This is a genomic window from Bradyrhizobium sp. dw_411, assembly GCF_018449695.1.
Lineage (GTDB): Bacteria > Pseudomonadota > Alphaproteobacteria > Rhizobiales > Xanthobacteraceae > Bradyrhizobium.
The window spans coordinates 50,790-66,286 of sequence record NZ_JAAVUY010000007.1 but is presented as its reverse complement, the minus strand read 5'-3'; the positions used below and the strand labels follow the sequence as shown (position 1 = coordinate 66,286).

The following is a 15,497-nucleotide window of genomic DNA, read 5'->3' as shown; positions in this document are numbered from 1 at the left end:
GGGTTCGCCCGCGTCCCATGGGGCTGCCGGGGCAGGAACCTGATTCTCCCGAATTCGGCTTTTCACGAATTCAGCGTCTTATGACCCCAGCCGTAATTCCTGTTCGGCGTCGCGCTCGGCGTCGGCCTGATTCTTGGCCGGGTCTTCCTGCGGATCGGGCCGGCAGGACCTGATCTCATAATCATTGTCCAGTAACGGCCGCGGCGCCGGCCGGTCCGATTCGGTCGTCGTATCGACCACCAGTCCGCTTTGCCGGGCCAGCTTCCAGACATCCGCCTCGGTCGGATAGGTCTTGCTCAGCTTGGCTTCGTGGCAAAACAGCGCATAGGGCATCATTTGGCTCCGCTAAAACATCTCATTAACGCTTCAGGTGATCCCGAGTTTCAGCCGGGAGGTCGGAGGGGTTAGGGGGCCATTTCGGCGAGAATCGGGCCGATTGAGGGGGTGTTTTTACGCGAGTCCCTGAGTCGTAAACGAGTCCTGAATCACCACAGAAATAAACCCCGAGACTCCCCGGCTAGAATCGCCTGATGTTCCCGACGTCATGGGAACGATCCTGCAAACCTCCTGCGAGCGCGTGCACCTCACGCTGTCGGTGGCCCTATTGGCCGCTTGCGTGGCCAATGTGGCACTGGTCTACGCTTGGCTGTAGCGAGCGGACAAGGCGGCTCAGCCGCCGGCCGCGAAGTTGTCGCTGCGTACCGCCCAGCCGGTGACGCGGCTCTCGATCAACGAGAAAACCACATAAAGCGCGACGCCGAGCGCGGCCAGGATGAACAGCCCGGCAAATACCAGCGGCACGTCGAAGCTCGAACTGGCGATCATCATCAAATTGCCGATGCCGCGGTTGGAGGCCACGGTCTCCGAAATCACCGTGCCGACGAAAGCCAGGGTCGCCGCCACTTTCAGTGACGCGAAAAAATAGGGCATCGTCCTCGGCAGGCCGACATTCCAGAGAATCTCCAGTTTGGTGGCGCGCAGGGTTTTCATCACATCCTGCAGTTCGGGTTCGGTTGCGGCCAGGCCGGTCGCGACGTTCACGACGATCGGAAAGATGCACATGATCATCGCCGTGAGCACCGCCGGCACGGTGCCGGCGCCGAACCACAGCACGAAGATCGGCACCACGGCCACCTTGGGAATTGAGGAGAATCCGACCAGCATCGGATAGGCGACATCATAGGCGAGCCGCGACGAGCCGATCAGCATGCCCAGGAGGATGCCGATCACGATGCCCAGCGCAAATCCGACCAGCGTCGTATAGAGCGTCTGCAGCGCGTGCGGCCAGATCGCGGGAAAGCGCGTCCACAGCGTCACCAGAATTTCGCTCGGGCGTGGCAGCACGATATCGGAGACGTGGAACGCCAGGCACAACAGCTCCCAGGCGACGAAGAAGCCGATGATGCAGGTGGTCGACAGGATCCGGCGTCGAAGCTGCTCGTTCATGACGCGGTCTCCTGGACGGCGCGGGCGGCGACGATGCGTTCGCGCAGCCGTTGGGTGAGCGATACGAAGTCGGGCTGGAACGACACGTCAATGGTGCGGGGCCGCACGAACGGCACCACGCTGTCGTCCACGATGCGCCCGGGACGCGCCTGCATCACGCAGATCCGGGACGCCAGATAGGCGGCTTCCTTGAGGTCGTGGGTGACGAGCAGTACCGTCGGCCGCTTTTCGATCCACAGGTTCTGCATGATCTCCCACAATTCCTCGCGGGTGAACTGATCGAGCGCGCCGAAGGGCTCATCGAGCAGCAGCAATGTCGGATCGTGGATCAGCGCCCGGCACAGCGAGGCGCGCTGCTGCATGCCGCCGGACAATTGCCAGGGGAATTTGTCGCCAAAGCCGGCGAGACCAACCCGCGCCAGCGAGGCCTCGACGCGGTCGCGGTATTCGGTTTTGCGCTTGGCTGCGAATTCCAGCTTGAATGGTGGCACGATCTTGAGCGGCAGCATGACGTTGTCGCGGATATTGAGCCATGGCAGCAGCGTCGGGTTCTGGAACGCCATGCCGATCCGGACATGGTCGGCGCCGACTTCGCGGCCGGCGACGAACACATGGCCCTGCGTGGCGGTCAGCGTTCCTGCCACCAGCTTGAGGATGGTCGACTTGCCGCAGCCGGAAGGCCCGACAAGTGCCACGAACTCGCCATGGGTAATGCGGAGCGAAGTTTCCGCCAGCGCCGTGACTTGATTCTTGTCGCTGCCGAACGTTACGCGCACCTTTTCCAGGTCGATCACATTGCCGGCGGGCAGCACGGGCTCGGCTGGCAAAGCGTTCATTGGCCTATCTTTCGCTTCGCGAGGTGATGGCGGCCATTGTCGTGTCGGTGTTGCGCGGCGTGGCCGGCGGCATCTGCTGGATGGCGTGGACCGAGCGGCCACTGCCGCGTGCATCCTCTTGCAGGACGCGGTCCTTCATTACGAAACGTCCGCGCACCAGCGTGTGGATCGGCAGCGCGGTGGCCTTGCGGCCCTGCCAGGGAGAAATCTTCGAGCGCGACTGAATCTTGGCGTCGTCGATTGTCCATTCGCGGTTGATGTCGACGATCGCGATGTCGGCATCCGAGCCGACCGTGAGCGTGCCCTTGCGCGGATAAAGCCCCCAGATCTTGGCGGGGTTCTCCGCGCTCCAGCGCACATAATCCTCAAGGGTGGCGCGGCCGCGATTGACCTCGGTCAGCATCAGCGGCATCTGGGTTTCGACCCCCGGAAATCCGCAATCCACCGTCCAGATGTCGGGGCGGGTTTTTTCCTCGGGCGCATGCGGCGCATGGTCGGTGGCGATGACGTCGACCGTGCCGTCCATCAGCGCGTCCCACAGCGGCTGGCGATTGGTCGCCTCGCGCACCGGCGGATTGACCCGGATCACGCCGCCGAATGTTTCGTAATCGTGCTCGGACAGCAGTAGATAGTGGGGACAGGTTTCGCCGGTTATGTCGACGCCACGCGCTTTTGCCTCGGCGAGCGGGCGCAATTCAGCAGCCGACGAGATATGCAGCACGTGGATGCGTGCGCCGGTCCATTCAGCGAGGATCGCCGCGCGCGCCACGGCTTCGACGGCGACCACCGCAGGCCGCGCGTCCAGATGCGCGATCGCTTCGGTGCGGCCGGACGCGCGCAGGCGAGACTCCCGCCGCTCCATGATCGAGTTGGTCTCGGCATGCAGCGAAATCCGCTTGCCGGTCGGCGCGACCACCTCGAACGCTTCCAGCATCGCGCCCGTGGTGGGCGAGGGGATGCGGCCGAAGGTGTTGCCCATGTAGAGCTTGAAGCCGATGATGCCGCCCTCGATCAGGCCGGGAACATGCTCGATGCTGTCTTCGCCCAGCACCGCATAGAGGCCGTAATCGACATAGGCCTTCGAGGAAGCGATTGTGTGCTTGTCGGCGAGCGCCTCCGGGGTGTCGATGGTCGGCAGCGTGTTGGGCATGTCGAACACAGTGGTGACGCCGCCGAACGCCGCCGCAGCGGTGCCGCTGGCGAAATCTTCCTTCTGCGGATAGCCGGGATCGCGAAAATGGACGTGAACGTCAATGGCGCCCGGCAGGATATAAAGCCCGCTTGCATCCAGCGTCTGCCTGGCCGGCGGCATCGCTTCTGGTGCGCCGATCGCATGGATCAGCCCGTCCTTGATCGCGATGCTGGCGCTATACCTTGAATCCGGCGAGACGATCGTGCCGCCGTTGATAACGAGATCTACCGTGTCGGACATGATCCAGCCTCCCGTTACAGCATCGCCCAGCCGCCATCGACCGGCAGATCGACGCCGGTGATCTGGCGCGATACGTCACTGGCCAAAAAGAGACAGGCATTGGCGACATCGGCGTCCACCGTCACGCGCTTCATCGCGTAGTCCGCAGCGTGGCGTTCGGCGGCTTCGGCTTCGGTGATGCCGAGCTTCTGCGCCATGTCGCGGCAGACCTTGTCGCGGAATCGTGGTCCATCGACCATGCCCGGCGCGACGCAATTGACGTTGATGTTGAATTGGCCGACCTCGAGCGCGAAGCTCTTGGTGACGCCGCGCAGGCCCCATTTCGAGGCGGAGTAGGCGACGCGGCCGGCGCGGCCGCGCATCCCGAAGGTGCCGCCGACATTGACGACCTTGCCGTAGCGCTGCGCGATCATGGTCGGCAATGCCGCGCGCATGGTGTGGAAGCAGCCATTGACGTTGAGGGTGACGATCTCGTCGAATTCCTCCGGCGTGGTTTGCACGCCGGTCTTGCCGATCGGCCCCGAGCCGCCGGCGACATTGACGAGAATATCGAGGCGGCCGCCGAACTGGCTTTTGGTCTCTTCGACGGCGTCTTCACACTGTTTGGGATCGGTGAGATCGCAGGGGATCACGATCGCCATGCCGCCATTGGCTTTGACTTCGGCCGCGACCGGCTCGATCGCCGCGGTATCTCGGCCGATCAGCGCGAGCTTGCAGCCTTCGGCGGCGAAAGCATGGGTGATGGAAGCGCCCATGCCCTTGGCCGGGCCGGTGATGAGCGCAACGCGACCGTCAAGCGAAAGCTTCATGAATAGTCATCCGTGTTGTGGTGAAGAGTGTTGTCGCGTCGCCGCCCGGGTTAGGTCGCCGGGCGGATCGCAGTCGGCCGCTCGCTTAACGGCGGCAGGAAGCTGCGGTCGAATATTTCCGAAGCCGCGGGCGTGCGCGGCAATTCCTTGGCCTTGACCAGGATCTCGATCGCCTTGGTCATCCGCTCGTCGCTGACATCGCCGAGGCCGATTTTTGCAATTTCGGGATGGCTCATCTCGTCGGCCAGGGTGGCGTCGAGTTTCGCCCGCTCGATCGCCGGCTTGATCAGGGGTTCGCGGGTCGCAACCGCGTCGATCGCGGCCTGCGGATCGGCGATTGCATCCTTGATGCTGTGATTCAGGGCTTTCAGGAAACCCTTGACGGCTTCCGGATGCTCCTTGACGAATTTGCGTGAGACGATGATCGCGTTGGAATAGAGATCCATGCCGTAATCGCCGAATTTGATGAAACGGAACTGCTTATCGGGATCGATGCCGGTCAGTTTCGCACTGAAACGGATCGTCGTGACGTAGCCGAACACGCCGTCGACCTGGCCCTGCATCAGCATCTGCTCGCGCAGATTGGGCTGCATGTTGACGATCTCGACCTTGCCGCAGTCGATCTGGGCGGTGGCGCACAGCGCCGGAAACAATTTCAGCGCGCCGTCATTGGCGGGGCCGCCAAGCTTGCGCCCGACAAAATCCGCCGGCGTCTTGATCGGGCTGTCGGATTTGACCGCGACCGTAAAGGGCGGGCGGTTATAGAGCATGAAGACGCCGACCGGCGCTTCGTCGGGTTTCTTGGCGGCGAGTTCGATCAGCGCGTTGATATCGCCGAAGCCCATGTCGTAGGCGCCATTGGCCACCTGAGGGACCGCCGCGCCGGAGCCGTTGCCCTGATCGAAGGTGACGTCGAGGCCTTCCTGCTTGAAGTAGCCGCGATCCTGGGCCAGGAAAAACATGCCCTGCGGCCCCTCATACTTCCAGTTCAGAATCAGCTTGATCTTGGTGTCAGCCTGGGCGGCGGCAGTGCCGATGGAGAAGGCCGCTGCCAGCGCAAGCGCCTTCACTCCACGAGAAACGTGGTGTCCGATCATCTGGTTTTTCCTGCGGTTTTTCCTGTTAAGTCTGGGACCAATCCCCGGTTCGCGCCTGGGTGCGGCCAGGCTCACCGGCTGTTGGATCAAGCTAGTGCTTTCAAGTGACCTAATCTGCTGCTAGTTTTCGTTATGGGCGGTGCAGAAAAGGCCTCACTGGAGACGCCATGCGACACCTGAAGCTGCTGGCCAATGTGGTCGAGGTCGCGCGCATGGGCTCGATCCGCAAGGCCGCCGAGCGCCTCAATCTGACGCCGTCGGCGATGAACCGCCGTATCCAGGACCTTGAGGCTGAAGTCGGCACGCCGCTGTTCGAGCGCCGTCCGCGCGGCGTGCGGCTGACCACCGCGGGCGAAATGTTCGTGCGCTATGCCCGTAGCCAGATTGCCGAAGCCGACCGGATGCTGTCGCAGGTCGAGGATTTGCGCGGCTTAAGAAGAGGCCCGGTCCAGATCGCCTGCAGCCAGGCGCTGGCGCTGGATTTCCTGCCGTCCCACATCGCGGCGTTCCAGAAACAGCATCCCAAGGTGCTGTTCGATCTTAAAGTAATGGACCACGATAGGGCGCTGAACGCCTTGGCGGCCTACGAGGTCGATCTGGCGCTGGTCTACCGCCCGACGATGTGGCCGTCGCTGCGCGTGATCGCGAGTATTCCGCAGCGGCTGGTCGTGATCACGCGATCCGATCATCCGCTGGCGGCGAAGAAAGTGGTGCGGCTTTCGGAATGCGCGGAGTATCCCGCCGCCTTGCCGGATCGCACGCTGAGCGGCCGGCAGATCCTCGACGAGGTCACCACGCGGCGCGACCTGCGCTTCAACCTGCTGGCGGAATCGAACTCGTTCGAAATGCTGCGCGGGCTGGTGTTCCGCTGCAACATGATCTCGTTCCAGATCGAGATCGGTGCGCCCTCCGGCGATCTCGGCATGGGCCTGACCGGCCGGCCGGTCGATGTGCGGGATTTGCCGACCGCCGACCTCGTGCTGTGTCAATTACGCGGCCGCAGTCTTCCCGTCGCGGCCGCGACCTTCGCCGAGCTGATGCTCAAGAGCATGCAGAGCGCGAAGGCCGGGGTTTGAAGCGATCAGGCAGCGCGGACGCTCGCGATGACGTTCAATGCTTTCATCGCGTCGTCCGGTAACACCAAAGACGCCGCGGCGAGATTTTCCCGCAAATGCGCGACTGATGACGTGCCGGGGATCAACAGGATGTTGGGCGCGCGGCGTAGCAGCCAGGCCAGCGCGACCTGCATCGGCGTGGCGCCGAGGCGCTGAGCGACATCCGACAGCGTCGACGACTGCAGCGGGGTGAAGCCGCCGAGCGGAAAATACGGCACATAGGCGATGCCGTCGCGGGCAAGTTGATCGATCAGGTCATCGTCGGCCCGATGCGCCAGATTGTAGTGGTTCTGCACGCATACGATTTCGCAAATCTTGCGCCCTTCCGTGATCTGCGTTGATGTGACGTGGCTGAGCCCGATGTGGCGCACCAGGCCCTTGCGCTGCAGATCGGCCAGCACGCTTAGCTGGGCCTCGATCGATCCCTCTGCGGGGTGATGTGGATTGAACATGCAGCGCAGGTTGACCACGTCGAGTGCATCGAGGCCCAGATTGCGCAAATTGTCGTGGACCGCTTGGGTAAGCTCCTCGGGCGAGAAGGCCGGAATCCACGATTTGTCCGCGCCGCGCCGGGCGCCGACCTTGGTGACGATGACGAGAACACCGGAATAGGGGTGCAGCGCTTCGCGGATGAGCTGGTTGGTGACGTGCGGACCGTAGAAATCGCTGGTGTCGACATGGTCCACACCTGACGCGACGGCTTCGCGCAGCACGGCCAGTGCGGCGTCGTGATCTTTGGGTGGTCCGAACACGCCAGGCCCGGCGAGTTGCATGGCGCCGTAGCCGAGCCGCTTCACGGAGCGGTCGCCGAGTTTGAATGTGCCGGATTGTTCGATGCTGGCCATGATGGATCTCCCTTCAAGAGAACCCAGAGATAGCCGTCGCCTTTGCTTGCGATAATCGGGTACAATCCGCACGGGCTGTGCGGAGAAACGAACAATGAAAGTCGACCTGAGCGATCTGAATGCCTTTGTGGCGGTGGCCCGGGCCAAGGGTTTTCGCGATGGCGCGCGCGTCCATGGCAGCAGCGCATCCGGGCTCAGCGAGGCGGTGCGTCGTCTCGAAACGCAACTCGGTATCAGGCTGCTCAACCGCACGACGCGCAGCGTTGTCCCTACCGAGGCAGGCGCTCACCTGCTGCAGCGGCTGGGCCCGGCCTTGACCGAGGTCGAAGCCGCCATCGACGGGGTCAACGGTTTTCGCGACAGCCCGGCGGGATTGCTGCGCCTCAATGTGCCGGTCAGCGCCGCGCGGCTGGTGCTGCCTGGCATCGTTCCGCGATTTCTCGCCGCCTACCCTGAGGTTCGGCTGGAGGTGATCACCGAGGAAAGTTTTGTCGACATCCTGGCGAGCGGTTGCGACGCCGGCATTCGCTACGAAGAACGGCTGGAACAGGACATGATCGCGGTGCCGATCGGACCGCGCGTGCAGAGTTTTGCGACCGCGGCTGCGCCTGCCTATCTCGATCGCCATGGCAGGCCGGAACATCCGCGCGAGTTGCTAGGCCATGCCTGCCTTCGTGGCCGTTTCCCCAGCGGCACGATGATCGCGCCGTGGGAGTTCGAGCAGGAAGGCGAGGTGGTGCGGGTCGATCCGAGCGGGCCATTGATCGTGCAGGCCGGCGGCGCGACCGAGCTTGCGGTCGATATCGCGATCGCCGGGACCGGCATCGTCTATCTGTTTGAGGATTGGCTGCGACCGCACATGGAGCGCGGCGCGCTCGAGCCTGTGCTGAAGTCGTGGTGGCCGCGCTTCTCGGGACCGTTTCTCTATTATCCCGGACGGCGTCTCGTACCTGCACCGCTTCGGGCGTTCGTCGACTTCATCAAGGCGCAGCCGGAATAGTGCCGCGCGTTCGCGCGTGCGCCGCAACGAGACGTCCAGGAATTCCAAGCCCCTTAAATTCCGAAGACCCAGACTGTGACGATGGCGCCCAGCACGGCGAGGCCGGAAATCGTCCAGCCTGTCATATAGGCCCTATCATCGTCCTGCGGCCGGTCCACCATGGTGTCGCGCCAATCAGACATGATCGCCTCCCTACAGGGAATAATCGCGTTGGGGCTAACCGCGGAGGTGGCCTGCCGGTTCCCTCCGGGAAACCAATTAATTTAATGAGCCGGCTGCGGCGTGCCCGCCGTGCGAACGAGCCGGTCCGCCTTCTGCAGAACGTAGGTGTTTTCGGGTTGCTCGCGCGCAAAGAAGCTGAAGGCCACAAACAGCGCGCAGAAGGTCAGCCCGACCAGCATGACCCGGCGGTGCGTACTCTTGTCGGCGGTGTGGAATGAAGCGGACATGTAAAAGCCATACAACTTGCACGGCCACGCGCAATCTGACTCGAGTTTTAACCTTGCCGATGAAGGTTACTGGTCCCGTCAATTTTAACGAAAGTGAATCGATTGGCCCGGCCGTGAGGCGAGGGCGAACGTCTCGGTCAGCTCTTCCTTGAGACCGGTCGTTTCTTCGTGGGCAGGCTGGTGCGGGCGCCGTTCCGCCTTTTGCCGACAGGCGCATCAGGGGCGGAGCCTTGATTGGAAGCGGAGCCTTGAAGGAAGACCGCCACGGCGATGCGGATCGTCTGATCGATGCGCTTGTCACGATCCTTGTCGCTCGATGCCGACGTCAGCCAGCTCAACTGTTGCTCACCGATCAACATGTCGTGGAACAGGACCGCGAGGCGATGCGGATCGAGGTCGCTGCGGATCTTGCCGCTGCGTTGCTGGAGGGCGATCCAGCCCGCGATGATCTGGTAGGCGGTACGAGGGCCTGTATTGTAAAACAGCCGCCCGGCATCCGGAAAAGTCCGGCCGATCGAGGTCACCAACCGGTGGAACGACATGATTTGCGGCGAGAGCACCCTGGCGACAAATGACTTCGCCATGCGGGTAAGTTGCTCTTCGATGGTGCCGAGCGGCCGGGCATCGATATGTATCGTAACGTCGGAGCACAGTTGTTCGACGACGGCCTCGAACAGCTTTTCCTTGCTTCCGAAGTTCGAATAGATCGTGCCTTTGGAGCCGCCGACGAGATCGATGATGTCGTTCATCGAAACGCTGTCATAGCCTCGCTCGAGGAAGAGCTTGGAGGCGGAGCGGACGATCTTGTCCCGCTTGCTGCCGCGCGCCCCGCGGCGCGGTTCACCGGAAATCGGGGCATCGGTGGGGGCGGCTGATCGCTTCAATGAGTCCATGCCGTAACATATCACAAGGTTTGCATGCCGAAGCCCGTATGGAAACCTTTGACTCTCCGGCATAGTCGATCTACCGTAACGTACGGTACGGTACAAGAAGGGAAAAACCTTCGGGATCGTGCGGGAGGAAACCGATGCCGGCAGCGGACTACAGGCTCGTCAGCTATGCGACCCGTCAGGACACCGTGACGCGGGCCGGAATACTTTTCCGCGACTCCGTCACCGATGCCCGCACAGTGCTGGGGCCCGAAGCCCGCAATGTTCTCGATATCCTTCGCGACTGGGAGCAGGCGAGCCAGCGGCTCGAAGAATTCGATGGCAGCCGCGACTCCGTCGCGCTCGACAGCGTCACGCTGGCGGCGCCGCTGCTCTATCCCGGCACATTCTTTTGCGCAGGTGCGAATTACTGGGACCATCTGCATGAGATGTCCGAATTCATCCGGCAGATGACGGGCAAATTGCCCGCTGTCGAGAAGGCCGCCGAACCCTGGTTCTTCATCAAGACCTCCGCGGGTTCGATCGTGGGACCCGAGGCCGATGTGCGTCTTCCCGCGTTTTCGAAGTCCGTCGACTGGGAAGCTGAACTCGGCGTCGTGATCGGCCGTCCGACCCGCAACGTCGCGGAGGCCGACGCACTGGATGCCGTGGCCGGCTATGTCATCGTCAACGATCTTTCGGCGCGCGACCTGATGAAGCGCGAGGGCAGTCCATTTGTCTATGACTGGATCGGACAAAAGTGTTTTGCGGACGCGGCCCCGATGGGTCCCTGGCTGACGCCGGCGGCGGCCGTGCCAACGCCTGAAGATCTGGTCATTCGGCTGAGTGTCAACGGCGTGATCAAGCAGCAATCCAATACCGGACAGATGGTGCACTCGATCAGTGAGCAGATCGCTTATCTGAGCCGTCATGTGGAGTTGCAGCCGGGCGATGTGATCGCGACCGGCACGCCGGCCGGCGTCGGCATGCCAAGGGGCGAATTTCTGAAAGTGGGCGACGAGGTGGTGGTCGAGATCGAGGGTCTCGGCCGGCTGAAAAACCGGATGATCGAAGATCGCGTGTGAGCGGGGAGGCAGGGAGATGGCAATGCCGGAATTCGACGCCCGCACCAAAGAACTTGTTTCACGCATGTGGAGCAAAAAGTTTTGGGTCGTGATGTCCAAGGGCAACGGCCGGGACCTGGTTCCCTATCTCGCCGAGCATCTCGACTACCTGATCGCGCTTGAGGCCGAAGGAAAGGTCTTCGCATCCGGCCCGATGAATGTGCCGGGCTCGGGCGACGGTATGACGATCCTGAGAGTGGAGACGGAGGAGGAGGCTCGCGCAATCGCGAATGCCGATCCTCTCGTCAGCAAGCTCGGCCGGACTTTCACGCTGCATCCATGGACCGTGAATGAGGGACAAATGACCCTGACGGTGTCGTTTTCGCAAATGGCAGTCAGCCTCGCCTGATGTCTGGAGAGCGCCCCATGAAAATCGGTATCGTCGGGCTTGGCAAGATCGGACTTCCCGTCGCGAAAAACCTGATCGCGAGCGGTCACGACGTGTTTGGATATCGTCGTTCCCAGATGACGGATTTCACCGCGATCGGCGGCAAGGCTGCCACCTCGCCGGCGGCGGTCGGTGCCGTCTGCGATATCGTTTTCTCGTGCATGCCGGATATCGATGCGCTTGCCAGCATCATCGAAGGCGAGGGCGGGCTGCTGGAGAGCGCGCGCGAGGGTCAAATCATTGTCGAACTGGGCTCGCACCCGGTGCCAGCAAAGGAAGCCTTTGTCGCGCCGCTGGCCGCGAAGGGTGCGATTTTCCTCGATGGAGAGGTTGCGGGAACGCCGGGCATGATCGCGGCGCGCAAGGCCAACATATTCCTCGCCGGTCCGCGCGACGCGGTCGATCGGGTCGCGCCCGCGGTCAAGGGCATCAGCGACGTCAGTCTTTATCTCGGTGCGTTCGGCTGCGCGACCAAGGTCAAGCTCGCGAACAATATTCTGGTCGCGCTGGATATCGCCGGCGCGGCGCAGGCGATTGCGTTCGGGCTTAAACTGGGCGTCGAGCCCGAGCTGCTGCTCAATGCGCTGACCACCGGCAGCGGCAGCTCGACGCAGCTCGGCATCCGCGGGCCCTGGATGATCGCGCGCAAATTCCTGCCGTTGCAGGGGCCGGCTCCCGCGCTGAAATACTATCTGAAGCAGGCTCGCGAGATCGCCGACGGAAGCGGAATCAAGACCGACATCATCGATTGCCTGAGCGGTATCTTCGATCGCGCAATCCCGTTGATCGGGGAGCGCGACGTGGCGGCCATGCTCGAATACTTCGAAAACCGGAATGATCTTTTCAAAGGAGAACATGCATGATCGGCGTGAAGAAAATCTCTCATGTCATCTACGAAACGCCGGACCTGGTGCGGCAGACTGAATACTACACCGATGTGCTCGGTCTCACCCGGATCGAAAAAGGCGACGGCGCCGTCTACCTCGGAAGCAAGGTCGATCCCCATTCGGTCGTCCTGAAGAAGGGCGCGCAGGCGCAGTGCACCACGATCGGCTTTCAGCTCGCGCACGGCGAAGACCTCGACGCGTTTGCCAAACAGGTCGCCGCGCACGGCATCAAGGTGAACACAGCGTCGGACCCGGAACCTGGCATCGCCAAGGCGATCAGTTTTGACGATTTCAAGGGAACGGGCATTACCGTCTTCGTCCAGGACAAACCCAGCGATCACGCGTTTTCCGGCAAAGGCATCCAGCCGCACAAGCTCGGCCACATCGCTTTCCACGTCGCCGACGTCAAGGCCTGCACGGACTGGTACTGCAAAGTTCTCGGCATGAGGGTCAGCGACTGGATGGCGGACTTCTTCTCCTTCCTGCGCTGCGATCGCGACCATCACACCATCAATCTGGTCGGGACGGGGCAGAACGCCCATTTCCATACGGCTTTCGAGTTGCGTGACTGGAGCCACATGCAGACGGCGGCCGACCTGCTCAGCCGGAACGGTTACAAGATCATTTGGGGACCGGGCCGCCATGGCATCGGCCACAACCTGTTTACGTATCATCGTGGGCCGAATGGCCTGATCAACGAGCTGTTCTGCGAGATCGACCTGATCGCGGACGAAAGCCTCGGTCTGTTCGAGCCGCGACCGTGGCATCGCGACAATCCCCAGATGTCCAAGGTCTGGCCCAAGGGACCCGAGAGCGCGAATTTGTGGGGACCGCCGCCGCCCGACGAGATGATGAAACTTTAACGGCGCGTCCGCACTCTGGAAGTGGGCACCGTCATCACGCAGCGAAGAGGCCCCGATGGGCGGGGCCTCTCGCCGATGCATCGCGCTTCTTAAAACCTATGCCGCGAGCTCTTTTCGTACCGCGGCGGCGCTGTTGCCGACCTTGTCGACCGCCTTCTGAAGTTCTTCCTTCGATACTTTCAGATGCTTGGTCCAATATTGAACCTCGACGGGTTCGTGCATGTTGATCTTCGAGCGATCCTGCTGGCCCTTGATTTTCAGGCCCTGCATGGCGTCCTCCTCTTCAGATCAAAATGGAAAATCATAAGGATTGCGCATGCCAGGCCAACGAGATCTGCGGGATTTCGTTCCTGTGTACCCTTTCATACACAGATCATGATCGCGGGCGCTTGTTGAATCGTTTTTGCGAGGCCCGTGAAAGTTGGAGCCGCATCGGTCTTGTTGCGCGACGCTATTTTTTATCGAGCCGTCCCACTTTGCGCGCGTGATCCCAGACCTCAACGTCGAAGCCATCGGCATAAAGGCCGGCGGCCTCCAGCGCGGCTTCGTCGTTTGGCGCGACGATGTCCTTGCGCGAAATCACGCGGTTATTTTGATCGATCAGATAGGCGCGGTAATCTGCCATGGCGTTCCCTTCGGGGAACAACGCCCGAAGGTCGGAACTTTCGCGCATGGGGCCATGCTGGAACCCGGGGAACCGAAACCCCGGAAATTTGGAACCGGATATAAAATATTGAAATAATTGTAGGTTTTAAGCGCATCACTGCGCGCTGAAGCGGCCAGCCGATTGCGTTTCCTGAAGGCCGGGCAAAGCCGCCTAAGCTGGCGGGCTGGTTGAAGTGGGACTAGGCCTGAACCTGTTCCCGCAACTGCTCGAACTGACCGGGGCTGTAGGCAGCGCCGTCGGGCGTGTGGATTTCGACGTTCAGGCAGCCGTCTGACAACAGTTCCGTCGCCTTTTTCATGGCGGCAGGTACGGAATCCCGGCGTAAAGTAATGATTCCAGACGTATCGAGCGCGGTAATGAAAAACTTCATGGGCGGCTCCGATTCAGTTGGTCTTCCATTCTGACCCCGAAAGCGGCTTCGTCAAGAGCGCTGATCCGGCCGGGCAGGTGGGGCTGTGGAAGCCGTGCCGGCCAAACCGGGCTGGCGCCGGTTGATTGCTGCCCTCAGGGCAGCCAGCAAGAACATGCTAAGATTATGGGCTTTGGAAGATGGTCTGAAACGAAATGCCATGACGCCGGGACGAAAGTTCTGCTCTTCGTCCGTTTCTATCCACCGGGCGATACTTGACCGCACGATCCTTGTGGCCGGTTTTGAAAACTGCAGTGGCGTGATTTGAACTAAGTCGGCTACCCGACCGGCAACGCGCATCTTTGGATGTCTATCCCCACGGGCATTGCAACGGATTCGAGATGATGCTGCGGCGATCGATCTCGCAAACCCCACGGCACCGAACTTTGGAGCGGCGTGCGCCTTGTGGTGCTTAAGTCCAGCGACAAAGTAAGGCCGTCTCAGTTGGCAGCCTCCGGGCATTGGCCACTTTCTCTCACCCATTTGGGTGAGAGGCCGCCTTTGATCACGCTTTTTTTAACCGTGGGCCGCGAAAATTTGATTTTCGCGACGGTCTAATTTGAACCTCCCGTTCGCCTCAGTTACACACTTCCAGGGCATTTTTCGTCCTGAACAGTGGAGTTCATTTTCAGTAAAACGGGGGTTTTATAATGAGTTCTCTTCGCAACCGCATTGCAGCGTCCACCGAAAAGAGACTGCCAATCGTCACCGGCGTGACAGACGACCTCATCACACAGTTAGCCGAATTGAACGAACTGCGTGAGAAAGTCAGAAAAGCGCAGCTGTGGGCCGAGAAATTTCAGCGGATGAACCATCCAAAACGAACAAACATTTAGAACAAAGAGGCCGCCTCAGTTGGTGGCCTCTTTGCGTTGAAGTGGTCTCTTTGCTTTGAATCATCACGTGCTTGCCGTGAGTGCCAAACGCCGATGATGGCAGTTGGGTAGATCAATCCAGCCGCCATCGTCAAACTACATTCGCCGGGCTGTCCCGTTTCACATTGCAGCAAAGAAGAAATAGCCGCGCAGTAGTAAGTAGCATCAGTCGCATTGATACTTCCGCTATTACAGGAGGTTTCCTTATGCTTCGTATTTCAGCAACGATTGCCGCACTGGCGCTGATAGGAACGACTGCGATCGTCTCTGCAGCACAGCCCCAAACAAATGCATGCTCGATGGAAAAATGCATTGAGGCGTGTAAAAAGAACCACATCTCCAAGTGCGATAGGTACTGCGAGATGAAAAGAGCAAATTCAAACTGC

21 protein-coding genes are annotated in these 15,497 nt (G+C 61.3%); 8 read left to right on the top strand and 13 right to left on the bottom strand.

Annotated elements, in window-relative coordinates; all coding sequences use genetic code 11:
- Window positions 1-78: 78 nt before the first annotated feature.
- The 6 genes from HB676_RS13615 to HB676_RS13590 form a co-directional block, all read right to left on the bottom strand.
- Window positions 79-333 carry a hypothetical protein gene (locus HB676_RS13615; protein WP_213738332.1) on the bottom strand — a complete coding sequence of 85 codons (255 nt, stop codon included), beginning with the start codon at window positions 331-333 and terminating at the stop codon, window positions 79-81.
- 336 nt (window positions 334-669) lie between these two features.
- Window positions 670-1,446, bottom strand: coding sequence for an ABC transporter permease (locus HB676_RS13610; protein WP_213738331.1), 777 nt, complete (start codon window positions 1,444-1,446; stop codon window positions 670-672).
- Complete coding sequence (locus tag HB676_RS13605; RefSeq protein ID WP_213738330.1) at window positions 1,443-2,282, bottom strand: ABC transporter ATP-binding protein; 840 nt, start codon at window positions 2,280-2,282, stop codon at window positions 1,443-1,445. Before HB676_RS13605 ends, HB676_RS13610 begins: the two co-directional genes overlap by 4 nt.
- Window positions 2,283-2,286: 4 nt before the next feature.
- Window positions 2,287-3,714 carry an allantoinase AllB gene (gene allB, locus HB676_RS13600; protein ID WP_213738329.1) on the bottom strand — a complete coding sequence of 476 codons (1,428 nt, stop codon included), beginning with the start codon at window positions 3,712-3,714 and terminating at the stop codon, window positions 2,287-2,289.
- 14 nt (window positions 3,715-3,728) lie between these two features.
- A complete protein-coding gene (locus HB676_RS13595) occupies window positions 3,729-4,523 on the bottom strand; it encodes an SDR family NAD(P)-dependent oxidoreductase (RefSeq protein ID WP_213738328.1) in 795 nt (264 codons plus the stop codon).
- A 50-nt stretch (window positions 4,524-4,573) separates the two neighbouring features.
- Window positions 4,574-5,620, bottom strand: a complete 1,047-nt coding sequence (locus HB676_RS13590; protein ID WP_213738327.1) for an ABC transporter substrate-binding protein — start codon at window positions 5,618-5,620, stop codon at window positions 4,574-4,576.
- A 167-nt stretch (window positions 5,621-5,787) separates the two neighbouring features.
- Between HB676_RS13590 and HB676_RS13585 the strand changes: the two genes are divergently transcribed.
- Complete coding sequence (locus tag HB676_RS13585; RefSeq protein WP_213738326.1) at window positions 5,788-6,696, top strand: LysR family transcriptional regulator; 909 nt, start codon at window positions 5,788-5,790, stop codon at window positions 6,694-6,696.
- 5 nt (window positions 6,697-6,701) lie between these two features.
- On the opposite strand, the gene HB676_RS13580 is transcribed toward HB676_RS13585, so the two are convergent.
- Complete coding sequence (locus HB676_RS13580) at window positions 6,702-7,580, bottom strand: aldo/keto reductase family oxidoreductase (RefSeq protein WP_213738325.1); 879 nt, start codon at window positions 7,578-7,580, stop codon at window positions 6,702-6,704.
- A 94-nt stretch (window positions 7,581-7,674) separates the two neighbouring features.
- Here HB676_RS13580 and HB676_RS13575 point away from each other — a divergent pair, with 94 nt between their 5' ends.
- Window positions 7,675-8,580 carry a LysR family transcriptional regulator gene (locus HB676_RS13575; protein WP_213738324.1) on the top strand — a complete coding sequence of 302 codons (906 nt, stop codon included), beginning with the start codon at window positions 7,675-7,677 and terminating at the stop codon, window positions 8,578-8,580.
- 53 nt (window positions 8,581-8,633) lie between these two features.
- Here HB676_RS13575 and HB676_RS34075 read toward each other — a convergent pair whose 3' ends face one another.
- The 3 genes from HB676_RS34075 to HB676_RS13565 all read right to left on the bottom strand — a co-directional run bounded on the left by HB676_RS34075 (window position 8,634) and on the right by HB676_RS13565 (window position 9,922).
- The gene (locus tag HB676_RS34075; protein ID WP_275944940.1) at window positions 8,634-8,762 is read right to left on the bottom strand and encodes a hypothetical protein; all 129 of its coding nucleotides are present in this window, start codon (window positions 8,760-8,762) and stop codon (window positions 8,634-8,636) included.
- 81 nt (window positions 8,763-8,843) lie between these two features.
- Complete coding sequence (locus HB676_RS13570) at window positions 8,844-9,029, bottom strand: hypothetical protein (protein WP_213738615.1); 186 nt, start codon at window positions 9,027-9,029, stop codon at window positions 8,844-8,846.
- Window positions 9,030-9,166: 137 nt separating this feature from the next.
- Window positions 9,167-9,922, bottom strand: coding sequence for a TetR/AcrR family transcriptional regulator (locus HB676_RS13565; RefSeq protein ID WP_213738323.1), 756 nt, complete (start codon window positions 9,920-9,922; stop codon window positions 9,167-9,169).
- 134 nt (window positions 9,923-10,056) lie between these two features.
- Between HB676_RS13565 and HB676_RS13560 the strand changes: the two genes are divergently transcribed.
- Genes HB676_RS13560 through HB676_RS13545 form a run of 4 tightly spaced genes read left to right on the top strand, consistent with a single transcriptional unit; the run spans window position 10,057 to window position 13,160 of the window.
- On the top strand, window positions 10,057-10,983 hold the full coding sequence (locus tag HB676_RS13560; RefSeq protein WP_213738322.1) for a fumarylacetoacetate hydrolase family protein: 927 nt from the start codon (window positions 10,057-10,059) through the stop codon (window positions 10,981-10,983).
- A 22-nt stretch (window positions 10,984-11,005) separates the two neighbouring features.
- Window positions 11,006-11,371 carry a YciI family protein gene (locus tag HB676_RS13555; RefSeq protein ID WP_213738321.1) on the top strand — a complete coding sequence of 122 codons (366 nt, stop codon included), beginning with the start codon at window positions 11,006-11,008 and terminating at the stop codon, window positions 11,369-11,371.
- A 17-nt stretch (window positions 11,372-11,388) separates the two neighbouring features.
- Entirely contained in the window at window positions 11,389-12,273 is an 885-nt protein-coding gene (locus tag HB676_RS13550; protein WP_213738320.1) for an NAD(P)-dependent oxidoreductase, read from the top strand.
- The gene (locus tag HB676_RS13545) at window positions 12,270-13,160 is read left to right on the top strand and encodes a VOC family protein (RefSeq protein ID WP_213738319.1); all 891 of its coding nucleotides are present in this window, start codon (window positions 12,270-12,272) and stop codon (window positions 13,158-13,160) included. Before HB676_RS13550 ends, HB676_RS13545 begins: the two co-directional genes overlap by 4 nt.
- A gap of 96 nt (window positions 13,161-13,256) precedes the next feature.
- On the opposite strand, the gene HB676_RS13540 is transcribed toward HB676_RS13545, so the two are convergent.
- From HB676_RS13540 to HB676_RS13530, 3 genes are all read right to left on the bottom strand, one after another.
- The gene (locus HB676_RS13540; protein ID WP_213738318.1) at window positions 13,257-13,430 is read right to left on the bottom strand and encodes a DUF3606 domain-containing protein; all 174 of its coding nucleotides are present in this window, start codon (window positions 13,428-13,430) and stop codon (window positions 13,257-13,259) included.
- A 181-nt stretch (window positions 13,431-13,611) separates the two neighbouring features.
- Window positions 13,612-13,785, bottom strand: a complete 174-nt coding sequence (locus HB676_RS13535) for a hypothetical protein (RefSeq protein WP_213738317.1) — start codon at window positions 13,783-13,785, stop codon at window positions 13,612-13,614.
- Between the two features lie 220 nt (window positions 13,786-14,005).
- On the bottom strand, window positions 14,006-14,197 hold the full coding sequence (locus HB676_RS13530; protein WP_213738614.1) for a hypothetical protein: 192 nt from the start codon (window positions 14,195-14,197) through the stop codon (window positions 14,006-14,008).
- Window positions 14,198-14,282: 85 nt separating this feature from the next.
- Between HB676_RS13530 and HB676_RS13525 the strand changes: the two genes are divergently transcribed.
- Both HB676_RS13525 and HB676_RS13520 read left to right on the top strand, forming a co-directional pair.
- Window positions 14,283-14,504 (top strand): hypothetical protein, encoded by a 222-nt coding sequence (locus tag HB676_RS13525; protein ID WP_213738316.1) that lies wholly within the window; start codon window positions 14,283-14,285, stop codon window positions 14,502-14,504.
- A gap of 382 nt (window positions 14,505-14,886) precedes the next feature.
- Entirely contained in the window at window positions 14,887-15,072 is a 186-nt protein-coding gene (locus tag HB676_RS13520; RefSeq protein ID WP_213738315.1) for a hypothetical protein, read from the top strand.
- Window positions 15,073-15,497 lie beyond the last annotated feature (425 nt).